Below are 18,364 nucleotides of genomic sequence, written 5' to 3'. Positions count from 1 at the left end.
AGAGAGCCTAGCCCCACAGGAAGCTTAGCAATGTCCAAAGCGATCCGCATTCACGCCAATGGCGGCCCGGAAGTCCTGACCTACGAGGACGCCGACCTCGGTCAGCCGGGATCCGGGCAGATCCTGGTCCGGCACACCGCGATCGGCCTCAATTTCATCGATGTCTATCATCGCTCTGGCCTCTATCCGCCGCCCGGCGGCTTCCCGCTCGTGCCAGGCAGCGAAGCCGCCGGCGTGGTGCTGGAGGTCGGCCAGGGCGTCGACTGGCTGAATCCGGGCGATCGCATCGCCTATGCGGTGACGACGGGGGCTTATGCGCAAGAGCGCGTCATCGATGCCAGCCGGGTCGTCAAGGTTCCGGATGGCATCAGCGACGAACAGGCCGCCGCGATGATGCTGAAGGGCATGACGGCGGAATATCTGCTGCGCCGGACGTTCAAGGTGAAGGCAGGCGACACGATCCTGTTCCACGCCGCGGCCGGCGGCGTCGGGCTGATCCTCGGCCAATGGGCAAAACACCTCGGCGCGACCGTCATCGGCACCGCCAGCTCGTCCGACAAGATCGAGCTCGCCAGGGCGCATGGTTTCGACCATGTCATCAACTACAAGGAACAGGATTTCGTTGCCGGCGTCGCCGCCATCACCGGCGGCAAAAAATGCGATGTCGTCTACGATTCGGTCGGCAACGACACATTTCCGGCTTCACTCGACTGCCTGCGGCCGCTTGGCATGTTCGTCAGCTTTGGCCAGTCATCGGGACCCATACCGCCGTTCAGCATGTCATTGCTGGCCCAGAAGGGCTCGCTGTTCGCAACAAGGCCGACACTGTTCGTCTACAACGCAAAACGCGAGGACCTCGATGCTTCTGCCGCCGCTCTGTTCGAGGTCGTGCTCAGCGGCGCGGTCGAAATCAAGATCAACCAGCGCTACTCGCTTAAGGATGCCGGCAAGGCGCATTCCGACCTCGAGGGCCGCAGGACCACAGGGACGACCATTCTCATCCCTTAGTTCGTTCTGCCTTGCTATCCCTTGAATTTCCGCTGAAATTCTTGAAGCTCTTTCAAGACGCGTGCCGCTTTCCGATGAGAGCCGGCCGCGCCTACCATGCCTGCGGGAACACAGAACATGTCTGGCTAACCAGATGGGAGGCACTGTGAGTGCAAATCAGGACGGCACGAACCTGCTCGAGGTGCGTGGCCTCACCAAGATATTCGGCACGCTGACGGCGTGCGATCACATCGATCTCGACATCGCCAGAGGTGAAATCCACGCTTTGCTCGGCGAAAACGGCGCCGGCAAGTCGACGCTGGTCAAGATGCTGTTCGGCTCGCTGGAGCCCAATTCCGGAGAGATCTTCTGGAACGGCCAGGCGGTCAGGATTTCCAGCCCCGGCGCCGCGAAAAAACTCGGCATCGGCATGGTGTTCCAGCATTTTTCGCTGTTCGAGGCGCTGACCGCGGCCGAAAACATCGCGCTGTCGCTGGACGACGGCTCGCCGATCAGCAGCATCGCTGCCAAGGCGAGGGCGCTTTCCTTCAGCTATGGCCTGCCGCTCGATCCTGACTCGCTGGTCGGCGACCTGTCGGTAGGCGAGCGCCAGCGCATCGAGATCATCCGCTGCCTGCTGCAGACGCCACAGCTCATCATCCTGGACGAACCGACCTCGGTGCTGACGCCGCAGGAAGCCGACAAGCTGTTCGAGACGCTGGAGCGCCTGCGCTCGGAAGGCAAATCCATCCTCTACATTTCGCACCGGCTCGAAGAGGTCAAACGCATCTGCGACCGCGCCACCGTGCTGCGCCACGGCAAAGTGGTCGGCCACTGCAATCCGCGTGAGGAAACTGCTTCTTCGCTGGCTCGCATGATGGTCGGCAACGAGGTGCAGGCGGTGGTGCGCGCGCCGGTCGAGGGCATCGACAAGGCGCAGCCGCTGCTCGAAATCCGCAATCTCAATCGCAAACCGGCAACGCCGTTCTCGATACCGCTCAAGGGCATCAACCTGAATGTCCGCGCCGGTGAGGTGATCGGCATCGCCGGTGTCGCCGGCAACGGCCAGGGCGAGTTCTTTGAATCCGTCTCCGGCGAGGTGCTGCAGCAGGATGCCGCCTCGGTGCGCATTCGTGGCAAGGATGCGGGAGGCCTCACCATCACCGGACGCCGCCTGCTGGGCGCTGCCTACGTGCCGGAAGAGCGCCTCGGCCACGGTGCCGCACCGCGCATGAAGCTTTCCGAAAACCTGCTGCTGTCGCGCCATGCCACCGACGGCAAGGCGTTCGTCGGTTCCGGCGGAATGGTCAAGAGCGCTGCCATCCAGGCCGCGTCCCAACGCATCATCGAGGCGATGGATGTGCGCAAGAGTGCGCCGGATCCGGAGGCCGCAGCGCTTTCGGGCGGCAATCTGCAGAAATTCATCGTCGGCCGCGAACTCGACCGACGGCCAAGCGTCATGGTGGTCAACCAGCCGACCTGGGGCGTCGACGCGGGCGCTGCCGCTCACATCCGCCAGGCCTTGATCGAGTTGTCGCGCAGCGGATCGGCGGTGCTGGTGATCAGCCAGGATCTCGACGAGCTGTTCGAGATATCGGATGCGATCGCGGTCATGCACAATGGCGAGCTGTCGAGGCCGATGCCGATCGCTGAAGCCACCTTCGAGAGGGTCGGCTTGCTGATGGGCGGCGCCGAACCAGGCCACGCCGAACACACGCTGGAGACGGCATGATGCGCCTCGAACTCGTCAAACGCCCGCAGCGTTCCATGCTGTTTTCGGCCCTGTCGCCGTTCATTGCCTTTGCGCTGACCATCATTGCCGGCGCCGTCATGTTCGCGCTGCTCGGCGTCAATCCGCTTACCGCGTTCAATATCTATTTCATCGAGCCGATCAGCCAGGTCTGGCAGTTGCATGAGCTGGCGATCAAGGCCGCGCCGCTCATCCTGATCGCCGTCGGCCTCTCTGTTTGCTACAAGGCCAACATCTGGAACATCGGCGCCGAAGGTCAGTTCATCCTCGGCGGCATCGTCGGCTCGATGGTGCCGGTGCTGTTTCCGCAGTTCGAAGGCCCGCTGGTGCTGCCGCTGATGCTGTTGCTCGGCATGGTCGGCGGCGCGGCCTATGCGGCGATCCCTGCTCTGCTCAAGACTCGCTTCGGCACCAACGAGATACTGACCAGCCTGATGCTGGTCTATGTCGCGCAGCTCTTCCTCGACTGGCTGGTGCGCGGACCCTGGCGCGATCCGCAGGGTCATGGTTTCCCGCAGACCATCCAGTTCAACGATTCGGCCGTGTTGCCGGAGCTGATGCCGGATGCCGGGCGGGCAAACTGGGGTTTTGTCTTCGCGCTGATCGCCGCGGTGCTGGTCTGGATCCTGATGAGCCGCATGCTGAAAGGTTTTGAGGTGCGCGTGCTGGGCTCAAGCCCGCGGGCAGGGCGCTTCGCCGGCTTCGGCCTCAACCGCATGGTCTTTTTTGCTTTCCTGCTGTCAGGCGCGCTGGCGGGACTCGCCGGCATCTCCGAGGTCTCGGGCGCCATCGGCCAGTTGCAGCCCGTCATCTCGCCCGGCTACGGCTTCACCGCCATCATCGTGGCGTTCCTCGGCCGTCTCAACCCGCTCGGCATCGTTGCCGCCGGACTGGTGCTGGCGCTGACCTATCTCGGCGGCGAAGCGGTGCAAAGCGCGCTCGGCATCTCCGACAAGGTGGCGCGGGTGTTCCAGGGCATGCTGCTGTTCTTCGTGCTCGGCTGCGACACGCTCATCCACTACCGCATCCGCGTGATCGGCCTGGCGCTGACCAAACCGGAAGGCGTGGCCAAACTCGAAGCCGCACCGAAGCTGAAGGAAGCCCGTTGATGGACATCACCGTAAACATCCTTCTGACCATCGCCACCGCGGCAACGCCGCTGCTGATCGCGGCAATCGGCGAGCTGGTGGTCGAGCGCTCCGGCGTGCTCAATCTCGGCGTCGAGGGCATGATGATCATGGGCGCCGTCGGCGGATTCGGCGCGACCTATCTCACCGGTTCGCCCTGGATCGGCCTTTTGGCGGCAATCGCCATGGGCGCGGTATTCTCGCTGCTGTTTGCCGTCATGACGCTGTCGCTGGCCACCAACCAGGTGGCGACCGGTCTGTCGCTGACGCTGCTCGGCCTTGGCCTGTCCGGCATGATGGGCACCAGCTTTGTCGGCCAACCCGGCGAAAGGCTGCCCAACCTCTACATTCCCGGCCTGACGGAAATCCCTGTGGTCGGCAGGCTGCTGTTCGGGCAGGATCCGATCTTCTACATCTCGATTGCGCTGACCGCGGCCGTCATGTGGTTCCTGTTCAAGACCCGGACCGGGCTGACGCTGCGTTCGATTGGCGACAGCCACACCTCGGCGCATGCGCTTGGCATCAAGGTGATCCGCTATCGCTACCTCGCGGTCATCTTCGGCGGCGCCTGTGCCGGTCTCGCCGGCGGCCATCTCTCACTAGTCTACACGCCGCAATGGGTCGAGAACATGAGTGCCGGCCGCGGCTGGATCGCGCTGGCGCTGGTGGTGTTCGCCTCCTGGCGGCCATGGCGGGTGCTGGCCGGCGCCTACATCTTCGGCGCGGTGTGGATCGGCCAGCTTCATGCACAGGCTTTTGGCATTCCAGTGCCCTCGCAGTTCCTTTCTTCGCTGCCCTATCTGGCAACCGTCGTGGTTCTCGTTCTAATCTCGCGCAACAAGCGTCTGACGATGATGAACACGCCGGCTTCCTTGGGGCAGCCATTCGTTCCGGATCGTTGACAATAAAAACAAACGGGAAGCTCCAAGGCTTAACTCAGAGAGGTAACACGATGAAAAAACTGCTTATTGCCCTGATGACCACGACCGCCGCCATGTCGCTGGCAGCGACGGCCGAGGCCGCGGACAAGCTGAAGGCCTGCTGGGTCTACACCGGCCCGATCGGCGACTTCGGCTACTCCTACCAGCACGACCAGGGCCGTCTCGAGGTGGAGAAGGCGCTCGGTGACAAGGTCGAGACCGCCTATCTCGAAAACGTCTCGGAAGGCCCCGATGCCGACCGTGCTTTCGAGCGCCTGGCACGCGAAGGCTGCAAGATCATCTTCGGCACCTCCTTCGGCTTCATGGACCCGGAAGTGAAGGTCGCCAAGAAATTCCCGAAAGTGATGTTCGAGCACGCCACCGGTTACAAGACCGCTGACAATCTCGGCATCTACAATGCGCGCTTCTACGAAGGCCGCTACATTCTTGGCCAGATCGCCGCCAAGGAATCGAAGGCAGGGGTCGCCGGCTATATCGTTTCCTTCCCGATCCCCGAAGTGGTGATGGGCATCAACTCCTTCATGCTCGGCGCGCAGTCGATCAACCCGAATTTCAAGGCCAAGATCGTCTGGGTGAACTCCTGGTTCGATCCGGGCAAGGAAGCCGACGCTGCCAAGGCGCTGTTCGACCAGGGCGCCGACATCATCGTCCAGCACACCGATTCCACCGCTGCCCTGCAGGTGGCCGAGGAGCGCAAGCTGAAAGGCTTCGGCCAGTCCTCAGACATGATCAAGTTCGCGCCGAACGCGCAGTTGACCTCGCTCACCGACGAATGGGGTCCCTATTACATCAGCCGCGTCCAGGCCGCGCTCGACGGCACCTGGAAGCCGGACAATGTCTGGCTCGGCATCAAGGACGGCGCCGTCAAGATGTCGGCCTACACCAACATGCCCGACGACGTGAAGGCGATGGCCGAAGCCACCGAAAAGAAGATCGCCGGCGGCTGGAATCCCTTCACCGGACCGGTTGCCAAGCAGGACGGCACGCCGTGGCTGAAGGATGGTGAAGTCGCCGACGACGGCACGCTGCTCGGCATGAATTTTTATGTGAAAGGCGTCGACGACAAGCTGCCGAAATAAGCAGCGCGAGACATGAGACGGAGGGGCGCCGCGAGGCGCCCTTCTTCATTCGGCGGGCTGTGCGCCGGCAGAGGGGCGACGAAACCGCGTTCGTCCGGCATCGACCGCGCGGCCGAGCCAAAACCTGAGCAACCGCTGTACCGGTTGTTCGCAGGTGCGCCAGATCGCCCACGAAATGAAAAGCATGAGCACGACGCAACCAAGAGCGGCAATCCATTTGCCGACAAGGGGCGTTGCCGCATTGATGGCGAGATAGCCGATGTCCTGGTGCAGCAAATAGAGCGGATAGGTCAGCCCGCCCAGCGCCAGAGTGAGCCCCGATGCCCTGACACGGTCGCGCAGCAGCACCGCGCCGATCAAGGCCGCGTGCATGACGACGTTGGCGACGACGAGATTGGCCGAGGCAACGGCAATGCCGTAGTGGCCAAGCATCCAGTGCTGCGTCACCGATAGCCGTTCCGCAGGAGATCAGGAACGCGGCGGCAAGCAGCAGCAGGGCCGGCAACACGACGGCAAGTGCTGCCGCCAGCCTGAGCAGGTCCAGCGTCGCGATGTAATTTTGTTCCGCAGGTCTGGTGTTCATCCGCATTTCCCGCATCTACGGTCCGCAAACCATAGAGCGGATCGCGGCTGTGCGGGTTAAGACGGCTGAATTATCGCCAGATGTAGTAAATACGGACCGTCAGACCGCCGAACCATAGAGGTCATAGGCATCGGCACGGTCGATCTTGACGGTGACGATGTCGCCTTGGCGCAGCGGGCGGCGCGACTGGATGTGCACCGAGCCGTCGATCTCGGGCGCGTCGTATTTGGTGCGGCCCTTTGCCGACGTGCCGTGCGCCTCGTCGATCAGCACCGGCAGGCGCTTGCCGACCTTCCTGGCCAGCTGTGTCGCCGAAATCTTCTGCTGGCGCTGCATGAAGCGGTGCCAGCGCGCCTCCTTGATCTCTTGGGGAACCTGTTCGAGACCGAGATCGTTGGAGCGGGCGCCCCGGACCGGCTCGTATTTGAAGCAGCCGGCGCGATCGATCTTGGCCTCGTCGAGCCAGTCGAGCAGCATCTCGAAATCGTCGTCCGTCTCGCCGGGGAAGCCGACGATGAAGGTCGAGCGGATGGCCAGATCCGGGCAGACCTCACGCCAGCCGCGAATGCGATCGAGCGTCTTTTCGCCGTGTGCCGGCCGGCGCATGTTCTTCAACACCTGCGGCGAAGCGTGCTGGAAGGGGATATCCAGGTAAGGGAGGATCTTGCCCTCTGCCATCAGCGGGATGACGTCGGCGACATGCGGGTAGGGGTAGACATAGTGCATGCGCACCCAGATGCCGAGCTTGCCCAGTTCCTCGGACAGATCGAGGAATTTTGCGCGCACCTCACGGTCGCCGAACATCGACGTCTGGTACTTGATGTCGATGCCGTAGGCGCTGGTGTCCTGCGAGATGACCAGAAGTTCCTTGACCCCGGCCTTGGCCAGTTTCTCGGCCTCGCGCAGCACATCGGCCGCCGGCCGCGAGACGAGGTCGCCACGCAGTGCCGGAATGATGCAGAAGGTACAGCGGTTGTTGCAGCCTTCGGAAATTTTCAGATAGGCGTAGTGGCGCGGCGTCAGCTTGACACCCTGCGGCGGCAAAAGATCGACATAAGGGTCGTGCGAAGGCGGCGCAGCCTCATGCACGGCAGCCATCACGCTCTCATAGGCCTGCGGCCCGGTGATCGCCAGCACATTGGGGTGCTTTTCGCGAATGACGTCCGGCTCGGCACCCAGGCAACCGGTGACGATCACCCGGCCGTTTTCCGAAAGCGCGGAGCCGATGGCGTTGAGCGACTCGTCGCGAGCGGAATCGAGAAAGCCGCAAGTGTTGACGACGACAAGGTCGGCGCCGTCATGCTTGCGCGCGATTTCGTAACCTTCGGCGCGCAGGCGCGTGATGATGCGCTCCGAATCCACAAGGGCCTTCGGGCATCCAAGACTGACAAAACTCACGCGTGGAGCGGACATAGAGCGTTTCCGGGCTTTTCAGGATTGCCGGCGCAGTACCACACTTATTGCGGCATTGGTATGGGCAGACCCCCGATGCGGCAAAACGCACGGCGGTCTTCCACGGAGTGAAGATGCCGATGTCCGCCAGCCTCAGCCGACCGCACCGTTTACATGCGGCCAGACCTCCACCGCGCCACGATAGACCATGTCCACAGCCACATAGAAAATGATCAGAAGGCCGACATAGGCAATCCAGCGGTGGCGATGCAGCAGCTTGGCAATGAAAGTCGCGGCCAGCCCCATCAGGGCGATCGACAACACAAGGCCGATGACCAGCACCGGAAAATGATCGCGCGCCGCTCCAGCCACCGCCAGCACATTGTCGAGCGACATCGACACGTCGGCGACGACAATCTGCAAGGCAGCCTGGCCAAGGGTCTTGCGCTTGGTCTTGCCAGCGACCGCCTGGTCGCTGTTGAGGTCCGAATTCGACAGTGCCTCGGTCGCTTCCAATTCATCGGCATGCGACGTACGCAACTCGCGGTACATCTTCCAGCAGACCCACAGCAGCAGGATGCCGCCGGCGAGCAGCAGGCCGACGATCGCCAGCAGCTTGACGGTAATTGCGGCAAACCCGATGCGCAGCACCGTTGCCGCCACCACGCCGAGAAGAATCGCCTTCTTGCGTTGTTCGGCGGGCAAGCCGGCCGCGGCGAGGCCGATGACGATCGCATTGTCTCCGGCCAGCACGAGGTCGATGGCGATGACCTGCAGCAGGGCGGTCAGACTGGCAGCGCTGAAAAAAATGTCCATCGACAGGAAGCCCTTGCTGATTTTGCCGAGTGTTCGTCGATTATCCAGAGGCCCTAACTTGGTGGTCCCCTGGCGTCAAGGGATCACGCGTGGCTGCATCACCGAAGCAGCGTTGCGTCAAGCCGGATCACGGCTTCGCGGCACTCGCGACAGCCAGGCAAACCATGGCAGATCACAAATCAATCGTAGAGATTGTACTTTGCCCAGTCGGCTTCTGGAATTTCGTCCCCGATCCGGTAGCGGAGCTGCAAAACTTCCATATGGTCCGGCGCGGTCTGGCACTTGAATTTCAGCCGGTACCACTGCCCCTTGCTGCGAAACGCAGCACCCGGGCTCTTGATTGCATCGGCACCCATCTCGGGCGTGGCGAAGGCGTAGGCGACGACGCGATCGGCTTTGAACTTGCGATCGTCATGGGTGATGCGGTCGAGCACTTCGGCGTCGCAACGCTGTTCAAGACGGGTTTGGGGATCGAGTTTCATCAGACCGGCGCGCAATGCATTGTCCATTGCGCTGGCTGGAAAACTCAGTGTCACTGACGCCAAGGCGGTCATGCAGAGCTTCTTCATGGGCGGGACAAGCAACACATTTTGTCGGAGAAATCAACCGAGCGGACCGCCGCGAGCGCCGCCGGCATCTTCAATCATATGGCCGGTGCGTTCAAAATTGCGTGTCGGGAGTCGTCGTGCGATGCCTGCGGCCAACGGACCAAAGAGGCACGGCCTGCATCCGTAAGATCGTAGAGGCCGCGGTCGACGCGCGCGAACCAGCCATAGACATTGTGCTGCAGTATCTTGGGCGCGATCGGCGTCACCGCCTTGAGATCACGCGGTCGCCTGGGTCCGTCCACCATGGCGGCAGCGCAGGCGAGGGCGCTTTGACGATAGGCCGTCATGATCGGATTGCGCGATCCTCCTCCGGCAACGGGATCGCCGCGACGGCGCTGGTGCTCGTCAACCAGACGAGAGCGCCGGCGGGCATTCTTGCGCGGCGCCAGCGCGATCGGGCTGAGAAGCACCTCGACCCGGTCCGTCGCGGTCACACCGAGCAGGCCGAAGCCAAGACGGCGGCAGAGATTGCGAAATCTGGCGTCGCTTTCGCGGCCCTTGCCGCGGGCCGACATGCGCGCGGCCAGCCACACCTCGTCGCAGGCCGCCGCGCGATCGACACCTTGCAGCACCAGTTCGAGATTGAACTGCAGCTTCAACTCGCAGATGACGACAACCGGCGGCTCCCCCTCGCGCAATGCAACAACATCGCAGCCGCCGATCTCGCCTTTGACGACGAAGTCGAGGCTTTCGAGGAACCGCTTCACCGGCGCATAGAGAGACGTCTCGTTCATGCCTCAGGGTTTAGCCGATTCGACGCGAAAAGCCTTCCCGTGGTTCGGCGTTCTACGGCCCGAAAGCGGATCGGGGTGGATACCGCACCGTCGGGCCAGCTGTCAGGCTTCGGTGTTCGGCACTGCTCGGTTCAGCTTCCTGCGGCGCAGGAGCGGATAGCCGATCTGACCGAAATAGGTGGAAGGGATCGGATCGTCGACGCCGTACTTGTCCGGCACCTTGTCGCCGGTGGGATTGTAGGTGCCGAACAGCATGTCGAGGAAAGGCAACTGCCCGGCGAAGTTCTTGTCATAGGCTTCGCGCTGGTTGGCATGGTGCCAGCGATGGAACTGCGGGCTGGCGATCAGCCACTTCAAGGGGCCGAACGGAATCCGCACGTTTGAATGCACAAGCAGCGTGTGTCCAAGGTAGATGGTCGAAAAGACGGCGATCGAGGCTTCCGAGAAGCCGAGGAAAAAGATCGGCGTCAGCGATATTGCCTTTGTGACGATGGCGTCGACGGGGTGATTGTGGAAGGCCCCGAGCCAGTCGAGTTCCTCAATGCCGTGGTGAACGGCATGGAACTTCCAAAGCGCGGGGATTTTGTGGAAGGCCCGATGTGTCCAGTAGACGCCGATATCGGTGATCACGATGATTTCGGCAACCTGCAGCCAGACGGGCTGGCCGCTGACGGCCTTCGTTATCGCCGGCGGGACCAGGAGCGCAGCGGCACCGAGCGCGCCTGCCGCCATCATGACGATGGCCAGCTTTATGATGAAGCCGTTGAACAGCAGATAGATCAGATCGACAGCGAAGCCCTTGCGGAAGATCTTCTGCGGCCGCTCGGCAAACAGATGTTCGAACGGAATGAAGATCAGCGCGCAGATCAACAGTGCCTTGATGCCGAAGATATCCATCGATTCGCCTCTGCTGCCGGCGCGCCGCCTGCTCCCTCGAGAAGAAACACATCTCCCTTTCCAAAGGCTAAAGGCTCTGTAAGGGCGCCGACGCACGGAACGTGCAAGCAATGTCGCCGAACGCAACGGCTCGGAGCAATGGGACCGTCGAACGCGGTTCTTTGACACGGCTTCGAACCGTTCGTGTCCTAGCCGTCAAGACCCCAAAGATCCGGGTTGCGTTTGAAATACTCAATCAGCATCTCGGTGAGCACGCGCACTTTCCGCGTAGGATGCTGCCCCGGCGGGCGTACGACATACGCAGCTCCCGGAGGTACCGGATAGCGTGTCATGATCGGGACCAGCGCGCCGGAGGCTACATATTCATGTGTAATGCAATCGGGGAGCCAGGCGATGCCGAGACCTGCCGCCGTCGTCGCGGCAAGCGCCGTGGCGCTGTCGGCCTTGAACCTGCCCTGCGGCTGGACCGTAACAATCTTGTCGCCATCCATGAACTGCCAGGCTTCCGTTCCCTGCATGAGGGCCTGATGGGTGACGAGTTCGTCCGGAGTCTCGGGTGACGCGTGCGCTTTGATGTAATCCGGGCTCGCGACAAGCTTTCCATGGATAGGCCCGACGCGCTTCGCGATCAGGTTGGAGTCCTGAAGGTAGGCGCCCCGGATCGCGCAATCGAAACCCTCTGCGATGAGATCGACGAAGCGATCGCTATAAGAAGTATGGATGTGAAGCTTCGGGTGCAGACGCGCCATTTCCGCGAGCACGGGAGCAAAATGGGTCGCGCCGAAAGTAAGCGGCATGGCAACCCTCAGGCGGCCGCGCAACTCACCGGTGGGGAGGATCGCTTCCCTGGCCGTATCAATCTCGGCGCTGGCTCGGGCCGCATGGTCTCTGAACGTGATGCCCGCTTCTGTAAGCGAGGCGCCGCGGGTCGTTCGTGCAAGCAGCTGGACGCCAAGTTCTGCTTCAACCCGAAAGAGCCGCCGACTGACGATTGACTTGGAGACGCCTAGCCGGCGCGCGGCGGCCGATACGCCCCCGGCATCGGCCACTGCGACGAATGTTTGCAGATCTTCGATGTCCACTCCAGCGTTCCTCATTTCGCGACACAGCTTGTCCGATTATGGCACTACCGCATCACCAAAAGGAACGGCAAATTACGTCCCAGGCAACGCCCGCCCACTGGCGTGTGTCTCCCATGAACCCATTGCCTTCCAGAGCGGCAGAGAAAGGAAGTCTTGATGACCCCTCGTAACGGCCTTGATTCGCTTCTTCGTCCCGAAGACTCGGTCCTCGTCCTGATCGACCACCAGCCCTATCAGCTGGCCAATCTGAACAGCCACGACCCGCACATGGTGGTCAACAACACGACCGCGCTGGCGAAGCTAGCAAAGCCTTCGATGTTCCGACCATTCTCACCAGCGTGATTGCGGCGCGCGGAGGACTTCTCTTCAAGCAGATCACCGACGTATTTCCGGACCAGGAAGTCCTCGATCGCACCTGGGTGAACACCTGGCAGGACGAGAACGTGGTGAACGTCGTCAAGGCGACCGGCCGCAAGCAGCTGATCATCGCCGGCCTGTGGACCGAGGTCTGCGTCGCAATGCCTGTGATCCAGGCCGCCGGCGAAGGCTGGGACGTGACCGTGATCACCGACGCGTCGGGCGGGATTTCGAAGGAGTCTCACGAAGTTGCCATCCAGCGAATGATCGCGGCCGGCGCGAACGTGATGACCGTGATGGCGCTCGCTGGCGAATGGCAACGCGATTGGGCGCGCACCGAGCATGTCGAGGAGCTGACCGAGATTCTCATTCAGCACTTCGGCGGCAGCGGCATCGCGTACCTCTGGGAACAGCAGCTGCTCAACACGCCGGTGCCGAGCGCCGCGGGCTGATCTGGGCGGAGGTGACGAAAGCTTGAGCGATTCAGCGCCAACACGCTGACTGCTTATCGAGCCGCGTCATCCCGCTCCACAAGACGGCCGCCCATGCCTGAATGCAGGGCGGCCGGTGTCACTCAACGATCACTTCCTCCAGCCATTGACCGCGACTGCAGCCGGCGCAGCCTGACTATCTATCGCCTCATTGAAAGGACCATGGAGATGTTCGGCGGAGCGCTCCCGAGAGGAAATGACCGTCATCCATCCGAACTTCAAAGTCAGCCTGACGCAACCGGGCGCTCGTGATCGAGGCGATGACTCGCAGTTCGGATATATCGACTTGGAACAGAGGACTTTGCAACCGAGCACGAGGTTGTCATCGTGTCTTAGGTACAAACTGCTACCCATGTCTCCGGGCTGGACAATTCGACGTCTGGCGGAGAAAGTGGGATTCGATTCTTGCCTCCGATCCAAGCAAATCAAGAAATCTAAGAATCGATTGTTACACAGCATGTTACGCGCCAGTCAGACGGTGCGGACACGAGCGCGGCTCTTCCCGAAAATGCTAGTGGTGAATCTGTCTAGAGCGAGGCAACGGAGCAGTGCACGGTGCCGTTTGCGAAGGCCCTGAGGAAATGATCGTGGAGAAAGGCCGCCTTCAGGATCAGCTAGACGCGCTCAAGGCTCCGCTTCTCGGCAAGCGATATGGATGAGCAACGAACGAGTGCCGGTTCCAGCACCTAAGCTGATTTGCGGCTATTGGCCTTTGGCCGATCTTGGCCGATCCCTTCCTTGGCGAGGCTCTTTCGAAGAACTGAGGCCAAGTCGACCACGTTCTCCTTGGGTTTCGGTACCGGTTTCGGGGGTTTTTTGCCCTTGCGCTTGGCGTCAATCATGGCAATCAACGCGTCCTCGTAGGTGTCCTCGAATTTCGAAGGATCGAACTTTGTCACCTTCTTGTCGATGAGAAGCCCCGCGATTTCGAGCAAATCCGAATCATATTTTGCGCTCTTCACATCGTCGAAGACGGTGTCTTCCGATGTCATCTCATTGTGGGTCCGTAGCTCGGTCAGCAACATCCCTTTTCCAAGGGGCTGTATCAACACTTCGCGCCCGCGCTGATAGAGTACGACGCAGGAGCGTGCCGCAACGCGTTTCTTGGCCATCGCATCGCGCAGGACGGCAAAGGCCTCCAGGGAGGCGCCGTCTGCCGGGATCAAGTAGTATGGTTTCTCGAGATAACGTGTGTCGATCTCGGCAACCGGAACGAAGGAATCGACGTCAAGTGTATGCTGTGACGTCAGCTTCAGTTTCTTTAACTCGTCCGGCTCGACGTGGATGAAATCATCCTTGTCCGCCTCATACCCTTTGATCTGATCCTCGGCTTTGACAACGTCGCCAGTCTCTTCATCGACATAGGCGCTTTTAACGGGTAAACCGTCCTTGCGGTTCAAAATCTTGAAGTCGATCTTGGTTGCCTCGCTTGTGGCACCCACTATCTTTACCCCGCATGACACGGAACCGACCCTCAGAAAGCCCTTCCAGACCGCGCGTGGCGCCACCATGCCGTTTCTCCTAGACGTCGATCCGGCACAACGTCAGGCACACGGTTCTGTTCCTCAACGTTGGCAGTACCCTCGCCAATGTTAGTTATTCTTCACGGTAGTCCAGCAGCTTTGCATGGCGCAGTTTCTTCGCCCTTCAGAAAAACTTGACCCGGCCGACCAAGCCTGGCTTGGTCCTCTCGGCCTTGTCTTTCTTTAAGCCCTTCGGCACGGGACGCCGATCTTGCCCTGCACGCGCTCCGACAGGCTGTTGAATATGCCCAGCAGCAGGTTGATAGGCCGGCTCGATGTAGGTCCAGTTTTGGGCTTATGCGAATGTCCGCAAAGCGCCCTCATTCCTGTCGTTTGGGTTGTGTGTTTGCCGGCCTGGAAGCGGACATCGATTTTGTCAGAAATGGCGGACGCGCCGAACCGCGAAGCAGGTCTTTCTTTTGGTTGGCTCAAGCTACGTGGAAGGGGCGCCTTGTCGGCCTTGTGCCTGTCTCAAGATCCAATTCACTGGATTACAGTGGCCTCCATGCCGATGAAATGAAACGCCAACCCCAAAGTTCCATAAGGCGTTACTAATTTAAATTGTTGTTGTGGGCGGGTGGCGAGCTGTTCGTTCTGAACGGCTTCGGTCTGATTTGGGATGAGATATCGTTTCGCGCGCCGGCGGAGCAATGCGCTGTTTTTTGTCATTTCGCAATCCATGTCGGGCAAGTGGCCGCCTTACCGGCTCTTGTCAGTGCGTAGGCGCGCGATAGTTTTTGTGGGGAAGGGACTTCGATCAAAAGGAGCCGACGATGGAACACCAAACTCTAAGTCAATTGCAGACAATTGCAGAAGTAGAACCCCTCTCGACATACCCGATCATGACCCGGCAACAGCGTATTGAGCGCTGGGCAGAGTTGCTGGCACAACATCCCGAGCGACGCCTGAGAGCCCTTACCGGCACTGAGTATCTGAAGCGGGAAGCCCGCGACGCAGCACGCGGTGAGGGCTCGCCAATTACAGTGGCCTTCGAGGACCCGCTACTGCGTGCGTTAGGCCTGAAGGATGACACCTATGGGGAAGCAAAGCGCTTCTTCGAACTGTCTGACGGTGAGTTGCATGACATCGTCTGCAGTTGCCATGTCGGAACCACGTTCAGAGGGCAGTGGGCTGCCGCTAGAGTCCGCCGGTCGATTGGAGGGAACAGGTTTCTTAAGTGGCTTAGAGAGAGAATGTGGCACTGAGATCGCCAAGGACGGCGATTGAAGCTCGTTTCAAGCGAGGTGGATGAACGATTGGGCGCCAGTGGCGCGCCGCCGGGGTGACGACGGGGGTCGGCGCCTGTCCCAAAGGTTGTGACGGCTGTGCAGACGGGTGGGGCGCTCCTTGGTCCGGTTTACTCGCGGTGCGTTCCAGGCAAGGCTGCAATACCCCAGGGGCAGGATTTCTGGATTCCTGTTTGCGGCTAGCATCACCACGTAAAGACGTCGATCGTTCGACCATCTGCTGCGCTAACCTCGGCGGCGCCGCCTGGCCTGTATGGCAGCAAAAGTGACTGGGCGAAAATCCCAGGCGTCTACGCCGACGTCGTGCTGGCGCGTCATCGGCTTCAGCCGGCCATGAGAATGGCCGTGCAGGTTTATCGATTTCTTGCCGATCTGGTTCCAGGTGCGGAACGGGTAGTGGCAAAGAACCAAGAAACGGCCCTCGACAGTCAGCTCCTTGTAGTGTTGCACGCTAGCCCAAGCCGAAGCGCGGAGCGTTACCACGCCGTCGTTGTTGCCGATGATGAGGTGCTTGGTGCCGTGGAGGCAGGACAGCAGCGAAGACACTGTCTCGGCCGATCCCCTGGCAAAGTCGCCGAGGTGCCAAACCTCGTCGTTTGGAGCAACAGTCTCGTTCCAAAGTTCAGTCAGTGCCTGGTCATGCGCCGCCAATGAACTGAAGGGGCGGGGGTCGAGCCGCAAAATGCGGGGATCGTTGAAATGCGTGTCGGAGGTGAAGAAGATCATGCGCCGCCGCTGGCTGAGACGAGCGCTCGACGAACGCTTCTAAGTTCGCTTGCCGGAGTGCCTTTTGGGTCCATCATCGATCCTGATTTGGGCTTCCCTGAACATCTTGAGTGCCTCTTCCTTGGTGAGGCCGCACTTGCGCGCAAAGTAGAGCGCTTCGATCGCTTTTTCACGATCCGCCGTGGCTTCTGTGTGCTGTTTGGGCTTTTTACCCATCGTTCTCTATCACCTTTGATGCCACCGAACCATCACCGTGCCGGGTTGTTCCCTCCATCGGATCTGCTGACCTGCCGAGCGCGGCAGCCTGATGTCGCCGATAAAACGAGATCCCGAGACCTTAGCAGGCATCAGCTTGGTCGTTTCTATATGGCTCTATATGGCCCATCTGGGAGGCACAGTCGGAGCTCTAAAGTTGCCGAACGCCTTGCAGACGGTTGCTTTTGGCTAGAGCGGGACGCGGCTGGCATCTTCTGCCGAAGGCGGCTCGCGCTCGCGGAGGAACCATGTAACGCGCTTGTTGAATCGTAGTCTGAAGACCAAACCTCGATCACCTCGTGCACCCGACGGTAGTGCCATGGCGATCCGGAACCTCGAGGCATGTGGAGAGTTGTCCAGCAGCCCAGCGGAGATCCAAGCCATGGCGCCACCAGATGCCAATCCCGGCGCCGCCGCGCAGCCAAAACGCTCTGGCAAGCGACAACCCCATCACCGGCACGGCACAAGGCCTCCGGAGCAGGATTATCTATCGACGGGCTTCCAACGATATGAAGGACATGGCCCATGAACGTCGCCAACCTGCAATTGGAAGGTTTGCTCATGGCGGTCGCGGCCGTCAATAACGCCTTGGTCCGCAGAGGCCTTCTCTCGGTCGATGATATCGACACGGCGTTGAAAAACGCCGAAGCCTCGTTCACGGTTGATGAGCGCCTCTTCGAGGATATGTCGCCTGCTAACCGCGACGCAGTGTGTTTCCCTTTGCGTCTTTTGCGGCTGGCTAACACCAAGCAGTTCGAAGCGAGTGTGCCACCGTTTTCCGAGCTGGCCAGGCAGGTGGGGATCACCAAGCAGCCTAACAACGACCAGATGTGAGGGAGGAAGGTCGACCTGCGCGGGTGGCCTCAAAAGACTTGATGAACGATGACCCTGTAGATTCGCTCGCCAACGCAATTCGCCATCGCAGCGCAATTCTGTTTGTTGGGGCAGGGGTGTCGATCAGTGTTGGACTACCCTCCTGGGAGAAGCTGATAGAGCGAATGGCAAAGGAGCTCGGCGTCGACGACGAATTTTCCACGCGACGCGATCGTTTTCAAACCCTGGCCGAGTACTATCGGATCAAGCATGGCAGCATCGGGCCACTTCGCAGTTGGATGGACAGAAACTGGTCCGTCCCCAAGGACCGGATCGAGAAATCCGAGTTGCATCGTCTCATCGTGAGGCTCGACTTCCCTGTCATCTACACAACTAATTATGACCGGAACCTAGAACTGGCTTATGAGATATACGGCCGGGACTACGTGAAAGTGGCCAATGCACGCGATGTAGCGCAGGCCCGCCAAGGCGTTACCCACATCGTCAAGTTCCATGGTGATTTCGACGAGGATTCGTCCCTCGTCCTCACCGAAACGGACTACCTCGATCGCCTCTCCTTCAATTCTCCGCTGGACGTGCGTTTTCGCTCGGATGCACTCGGCAGCACGATCCTCTTCATTGGCTATAGCCTTTCCGACCCAAATATTCGGTTGCTGTTGCACCGTCTCTGGCAGACGTGGCATCGGTCCGGCTATGAGAAAGATCGCCCGCCCTCGTTCATCCTCATGACCAGCCGAAACCCTGTGGAGGAGGCCGTTCTTGGGCGTTGGGGCATTTCGGTCGTCGTCGGCGAAATCGACGAGCCGCAAGCTGCTTTGGTGGACTTCCTCAGCCGGCTGGCGGAGATGGTTGGGGATGGGGAACTGTCGCCAAAAAGTGGGCGATAGCAACATCCGTATGATGGGCAGTTCGGCGGGCTCTCAAGGAGCGGCACA

19 protein-coding genes and 1 pseudogene are annotated in these 18,364 nt (G+C 60.7%); 9 read left to right on the top strand and 11 right to left on the bottom strand.

Going from position 1 to position 18,364, the window contains the following annotated elements:
• Window positions 1–30 precede the first annotated feature (30 nt).
• The 5 genes from NKH06_RS20230 (at window position 31) to NKH06_RS20210 (ending at window position 5,884) form a co-directional block, all read left to right on the top strand.
• Window positions 31–1,008, top strand: a complete 978-nt coding sequence (locus NKH06_RS20230; protein WP_352794096.1) for a quinone oxidoreductase family protein — start codon at window positions 31–33, stop codon at window positions 1,006–1,008.
• 133 nt (window positions 1,009–1,141) lie between these two features.
• Window positions 1,142–2,719 carry an ABC transporter ATP-binding protein gene (locus NKH06_RS20225; RefSeq protein ID WP_352893764.1) on the top strand — a complete coding sequence of 526 codons (1,578 nt, stop codon included), beginning with the start codon at window positions 1,142–1,144 and terminating at the stop codon, window positions 2,717–2,719.
• On the top strand, window positions 2,716–3,846 hold the full coding sequence (locus NKH06_RS20220; RefSeq protein WP_352893762.1) for an ABC transporter permease: 1,131 nt from the start codon (window positions 2,716–2,718) through the stop codon (window positions 3,844–3,846). The genes NKH06_RS20225 and NKH06_RS20220 overlap by 4 nt, the downstream gene beginning before the upstream one ends.
• Window positions 3,846–4,766, top strand: a complete 921-nt coding sequence (locus tag NKH06_RS20215) for an ABC transporter permease (RefSeq protein WP_031213469.1) — start codon at window positions 3,846–3,848, stop codon at window positions 4,764–4,766. The genes NKH06_RS20220 and NKH06_RS20215 overlap by 1 nt, the downstream gene beginning before the upstream one ends.
• 50 nt (window positions 4,767–4,816) lie before the next feature.
• On the top strand, window positions 4,817–5,884 hold the full coding sequence (locus NKH06_RS20210) for a BMP family ABC transporter substrate-binding protein (RefSeq protein ID WP_023811889.1): 1,068 nt from the start codon (window positions 4,817–4,819) through the stop codon (window positions 5,882–5,884).
• A 45-nt stretch (window positions 5,885–5,929) separates the two neighbouring features.
• On the opposite strand, the gene NKH06_RS20205 is transcribed toward NKH06_RS20210, so the two are convergent.
• From NKH06_RS20205 to NKH06_RS20175, 7 genes are all read right to left on the bottom strand, one after another.
• Window positions 5,930–6,331: a hypothetical protein gene (locus NKH06_RS20205; RefSeq protein ID WP_352893760.1), complete on the bottom strand. Its 402-nt coding sequence runs from the start codon at window positions 6,329–6,331 to the stop codon at window positions 5,930–5,932.
• Window positions 6,332–6,566: 235 nt separating this feature from the next.
• Window positions 6,567–7,880 carry a 30S ribosomal protein S12 methylthiotransferase RimO gene (rimO, locus tag NKH06_RS20200; protein WP_128305838.1) on the bottom strand — a complete coding sequence of 438 codons (1,314 nt, stop codon included), beginning with the start codon at window positions 7,878–7,880 and terminating at the stop codon, window positions 6,567–6,569.
• 132 nt (window positions 7,881–8,012) lie between these two features.
• The gene (locus NKH06_RS20195; protein ID WP_023811892.1) at window positions 8,013–8,675 is read right to left on the bottom strand and encodes a TerC family protein; all 663 of its coding nucleotides are present in this window, start codon (window positions 8,673–8,675) and stop codon (window positions 8,013–8,015) included.
• A gap of 179 nt (window positions 8,676–8,854) precedes the next feature.
• On the bottom strand, window positions 8,855–9,262 hold the full coding sequence (locus tag NKH06_RS20190) for a DUF930 domain-containing protein (RefSeq protein ID WP_032909322.1): 408 nt from the start codon (window positions 9,260–9,262) through the stop codon (window positions 8,855–8,857).
• A 56-nt stretch (window positions 9,263–9,318) separates the two neighbouring features.
• Window positions 9,319–10,017, bottom strand: a complete 699-nt coding sequence (locus NKH06_RS20185; RefSeq protein WP_352795474.1) for a DUF2161 domain-containing phosphodiesterase — start codon at window positions 10,015–10,017, stop codon at window positions 9,319–9,321.
• 102 nt (window positions 10,018–10,119) lie between these two features.
• On the bottom strand, window positions 10,120–10,914 hold the full coding sequence (locus NKH06_RS20180; RefSeq protein WP_352443140.1) for a sterol desaturase family protein: 795 nt from the start codon (window positions 10,912–10,914) through the stop codon (window positions 10,120–10,122).
• A gap of 188 nt (window positions 10,915–11,102) precedes the next feature.
• Complete coding sequence (locus NKH06_RS20175) at window positions 11,103–11,996, bottom strand: LysR family transcriptional regulator (RefSeq protein ID WP_352893757.1); 894 nt, start codon at window positions 11,994–11,996, stop codon at window positions 11,103–11,105.
• 156 nt (window positions 11,997–12,152) lie between these two features.
• Between NKH06_RS20175 and NKH06_RS20170 the strand changes: the two are divergent.
• Window positions 12,153–12,805: pseudogene (locus tag NKH06_RS20170) on the top strand (hydrolase).
• Window positions 12,806–13,530: 725 nt separating this feature from the next.
• Here NKH06_RS20170 and ku read toward each other — a convergent pair.
• Both ku and NKH06_RS20160 read right to left on the bottom strand, forming a co-directional pair.
• On the bottom strand, window positions 13,531–14,355 hold the full coding sequence (gene ku / locus NKH06_RS20165; protein WP_023811897.1) for a non-homologous end joining protein Ku: 825 nt from the start codon (window positions 14,353–14,355) through the stop codon (window positions 13,531–13,533).
• A gap of 495 nt (window positions 14,356–14,850) precedes the next feature.
• A complete protein-coding gene (locus NKH06_RS20160) occupies window positions 14,851–15,036 on the bottom strand; it encodes a hypothetical protein (protein ID WP_352775712.1) in 186 nt (61 codons plus the stop codon).
• Between the two features lie 104 nt (window positions 15,037–15,140).
• Here NKH06_RS20160 and NKH06_RS20155 point away from each other — a divergent pair, with 104 nt between their 5' ends.
• A complete protein-coding gene (locus tag NKH06_RS20155; protein ID WP_023811898.1) occupies window positions 15,141–15,572 on the top strand; it encodes a hypothetical protein in 432 nt (143 codons plus the stop codon).
• A gap of 267 nt (window positions 15,573–15,839) precedes the next feature.
• On the opposite strand, the gene NKH06_RS20150 is transcribed toward NKH06_RS20155, so the two are convergent.
• A complete protein-coding gene (locus tag NKH06_RS20150) occupies window positions 15,840–16,340 on the bottom strand; it encodes a metallophosphoesterase family protein (protein ID WP_352442910.1) in 501 nt (166 codons plus the stop codon).
• Window positions 16,341–16,379: 39 nt separating this feature from the next.
• Window positions 16,380–16,556, bottom strand: coding sequence for a hypothetical protein (locus NKH06_RS20145; protein WP_352442909.1), 177 nt, complete (start codon window positions 16,554–16,556; stop codon window positions 16,380–16,382).
• A gap of 564 nt (window positions 16,557–17,120) precedes the next feature.
• Here NKH06_RS20145 and NKH06_RS20140 point away from each other — a divergent pair.
• Window positions 17,121–17,429, top strand: coding sequence for a hypothetical protein (locus NKH06_RS20140; RefSeq protein WP_023811900.1), 309 nt, complete (start codon window positions 17,121–17,123; stop codon window positions 17,427–17,429).
• 41 nt (window positions 17,430–17,470) lie between these two features.
• A complete protein-coding gene (locus NKH06_RS20135) occupies window positions 17,471–18,316 on the top strand; it encodes an SIR2 family NAD-dependent protein deacylase (protein WP_352442908.1) in 846 nt (281 codons plus the stop codon).
• Window positions 18,317–18,364 lie beyond the last annotated feature (48 nt).

It is taken from the genome of Mesorhizobium sp. M1342, assembly GCF_040317955.1.
In the GTDB taxonomy this organism is placed as follows: Bacteria; Pseudomonadota; Alphaproteobacteria; order Rhizobiales; family Rhizobiaceae; genus Mesorhizobium.
The sequence above is the reverse complement of the archived record's forward strand: the minus strand, read 5'-3'. Positions and strand labels throughout refer to the sequence as shown.

Excerpts from the sequence above, each read along its gene's own strand:
- NKH06_RS20230 (WP_352794096.1), top strand. The coding sequence starts at position 31 with ATGTCCAAAGCGATCCGCATTCACGCCAATGGCGGCCCGGAAGTCCTG.
- NKH06_RS20210 (WP_023811889.1), top strand. The coding sequence starts at position 4,817 with ATGAAAAAACTGCTTATTGCCCTGATGACCACGACCGCCGCCATGTCG.
- NKH06_RS20150 (WP_352442910.1), bottom strand. The coding sequence starts at position 16,340 with ATGATCTTCTTCACCTCCGACACGCATTTCAACGATCCCCGCATTTTG.
- NKH06_RS20160 (WP_352775712.1), bottom strand. The coding sequence starts at position 15,036 with ATGACAAAAAACAGCGCATTGCTCCGCCGGCGCGCGAAACGATATCTC.
- NKH06_RS20135 (WP_352442908.1), top strand. The coding sequence starts at position 17,471 with ATGAACGATGACCCTGTAGATTCGCTCGCCAACGCAATTCGCCATCGC.
- NKH06_RS20140 (WP_023811900.1), top strand. The coding sequence starts at position 17,121 with ATGAACGTCGCCAACCTGCAATTGGAAGGTTTGCTCATGGCGGTCGCG.
- ku (WP_023811897.1), bottom strand. The coding sequence starts at position 14,355 with ATGGTGGCGCCACGCGCGGTCTGGAAGGGCTTTCTGAGGGTCGGTTCC.
- NKH06_RS20155 (WP_023811898.1), top strand. The coding sequence starts at position 15,141 with ATGGAACACCAAACTCTAAGTCAATTGCAGACAATTGCAGAAGTAGAA.
- NKH06_RS20185 (WP_352795474.1), bottom strand. The coding sequence starts at position 10,017 with ATGAACGAGACGTCTCTCTATGCGCCGGTGAAGCGGTTCCTCGAAAGC.
- rimO (WP_128305838.1), bottom strand. The coding sequence starts at position 7,880 with ATGTCCGCTCCACGCGTGAGTTTTGTCAGTCTTGGATGCCCGAAGGCC.
- NKH06_RS20215 (WP_031213469.1), top strand. The coding sequence starts at position 3,846 with ATGGACATCACCGTAAACATCCTTCTGACCATCGCCACCGCGGCAACG.
- NKH06_RS20195 (WP_023811892.1), bottom strand. The coding sequence starts at position 8,675 with ATGGACATTTTTTTCAGCGCTGCCAGTCTGACCGCCCTGCTGCAGGTC.
- NKH06_RS20180 (WP_352443140.1), bottom strand. The coding sequence starts at position 10,914 with ATGGATATCTTCGGCATCAAGGCACTGTTGATCTGCGCGCTGATCTTC.
- NKH06_RS20220 (WP_352893762.1), top strand. The coding sequence starts at position 2,716 with ATGATGCGCCTCGAACTCGTCAAACGCCCGCAGCGTTCCATGCTGTTT.
- NKH06_RS20225 (WP_352893764.1), top strand. The coding sequence starts at position 1,142 with ATGGGAGGCACTGTGAGTGCAAATCAGGACGGCACGAACCTGCTCGAG.
- NKH06_RS20145 (WP_352442909.1), bottom strand. The coding sequence starts at position 16,556 with ATGGGTAAAAAGCCCAAACAGCACACAGAAGCCACGGCGGATCGTGAA.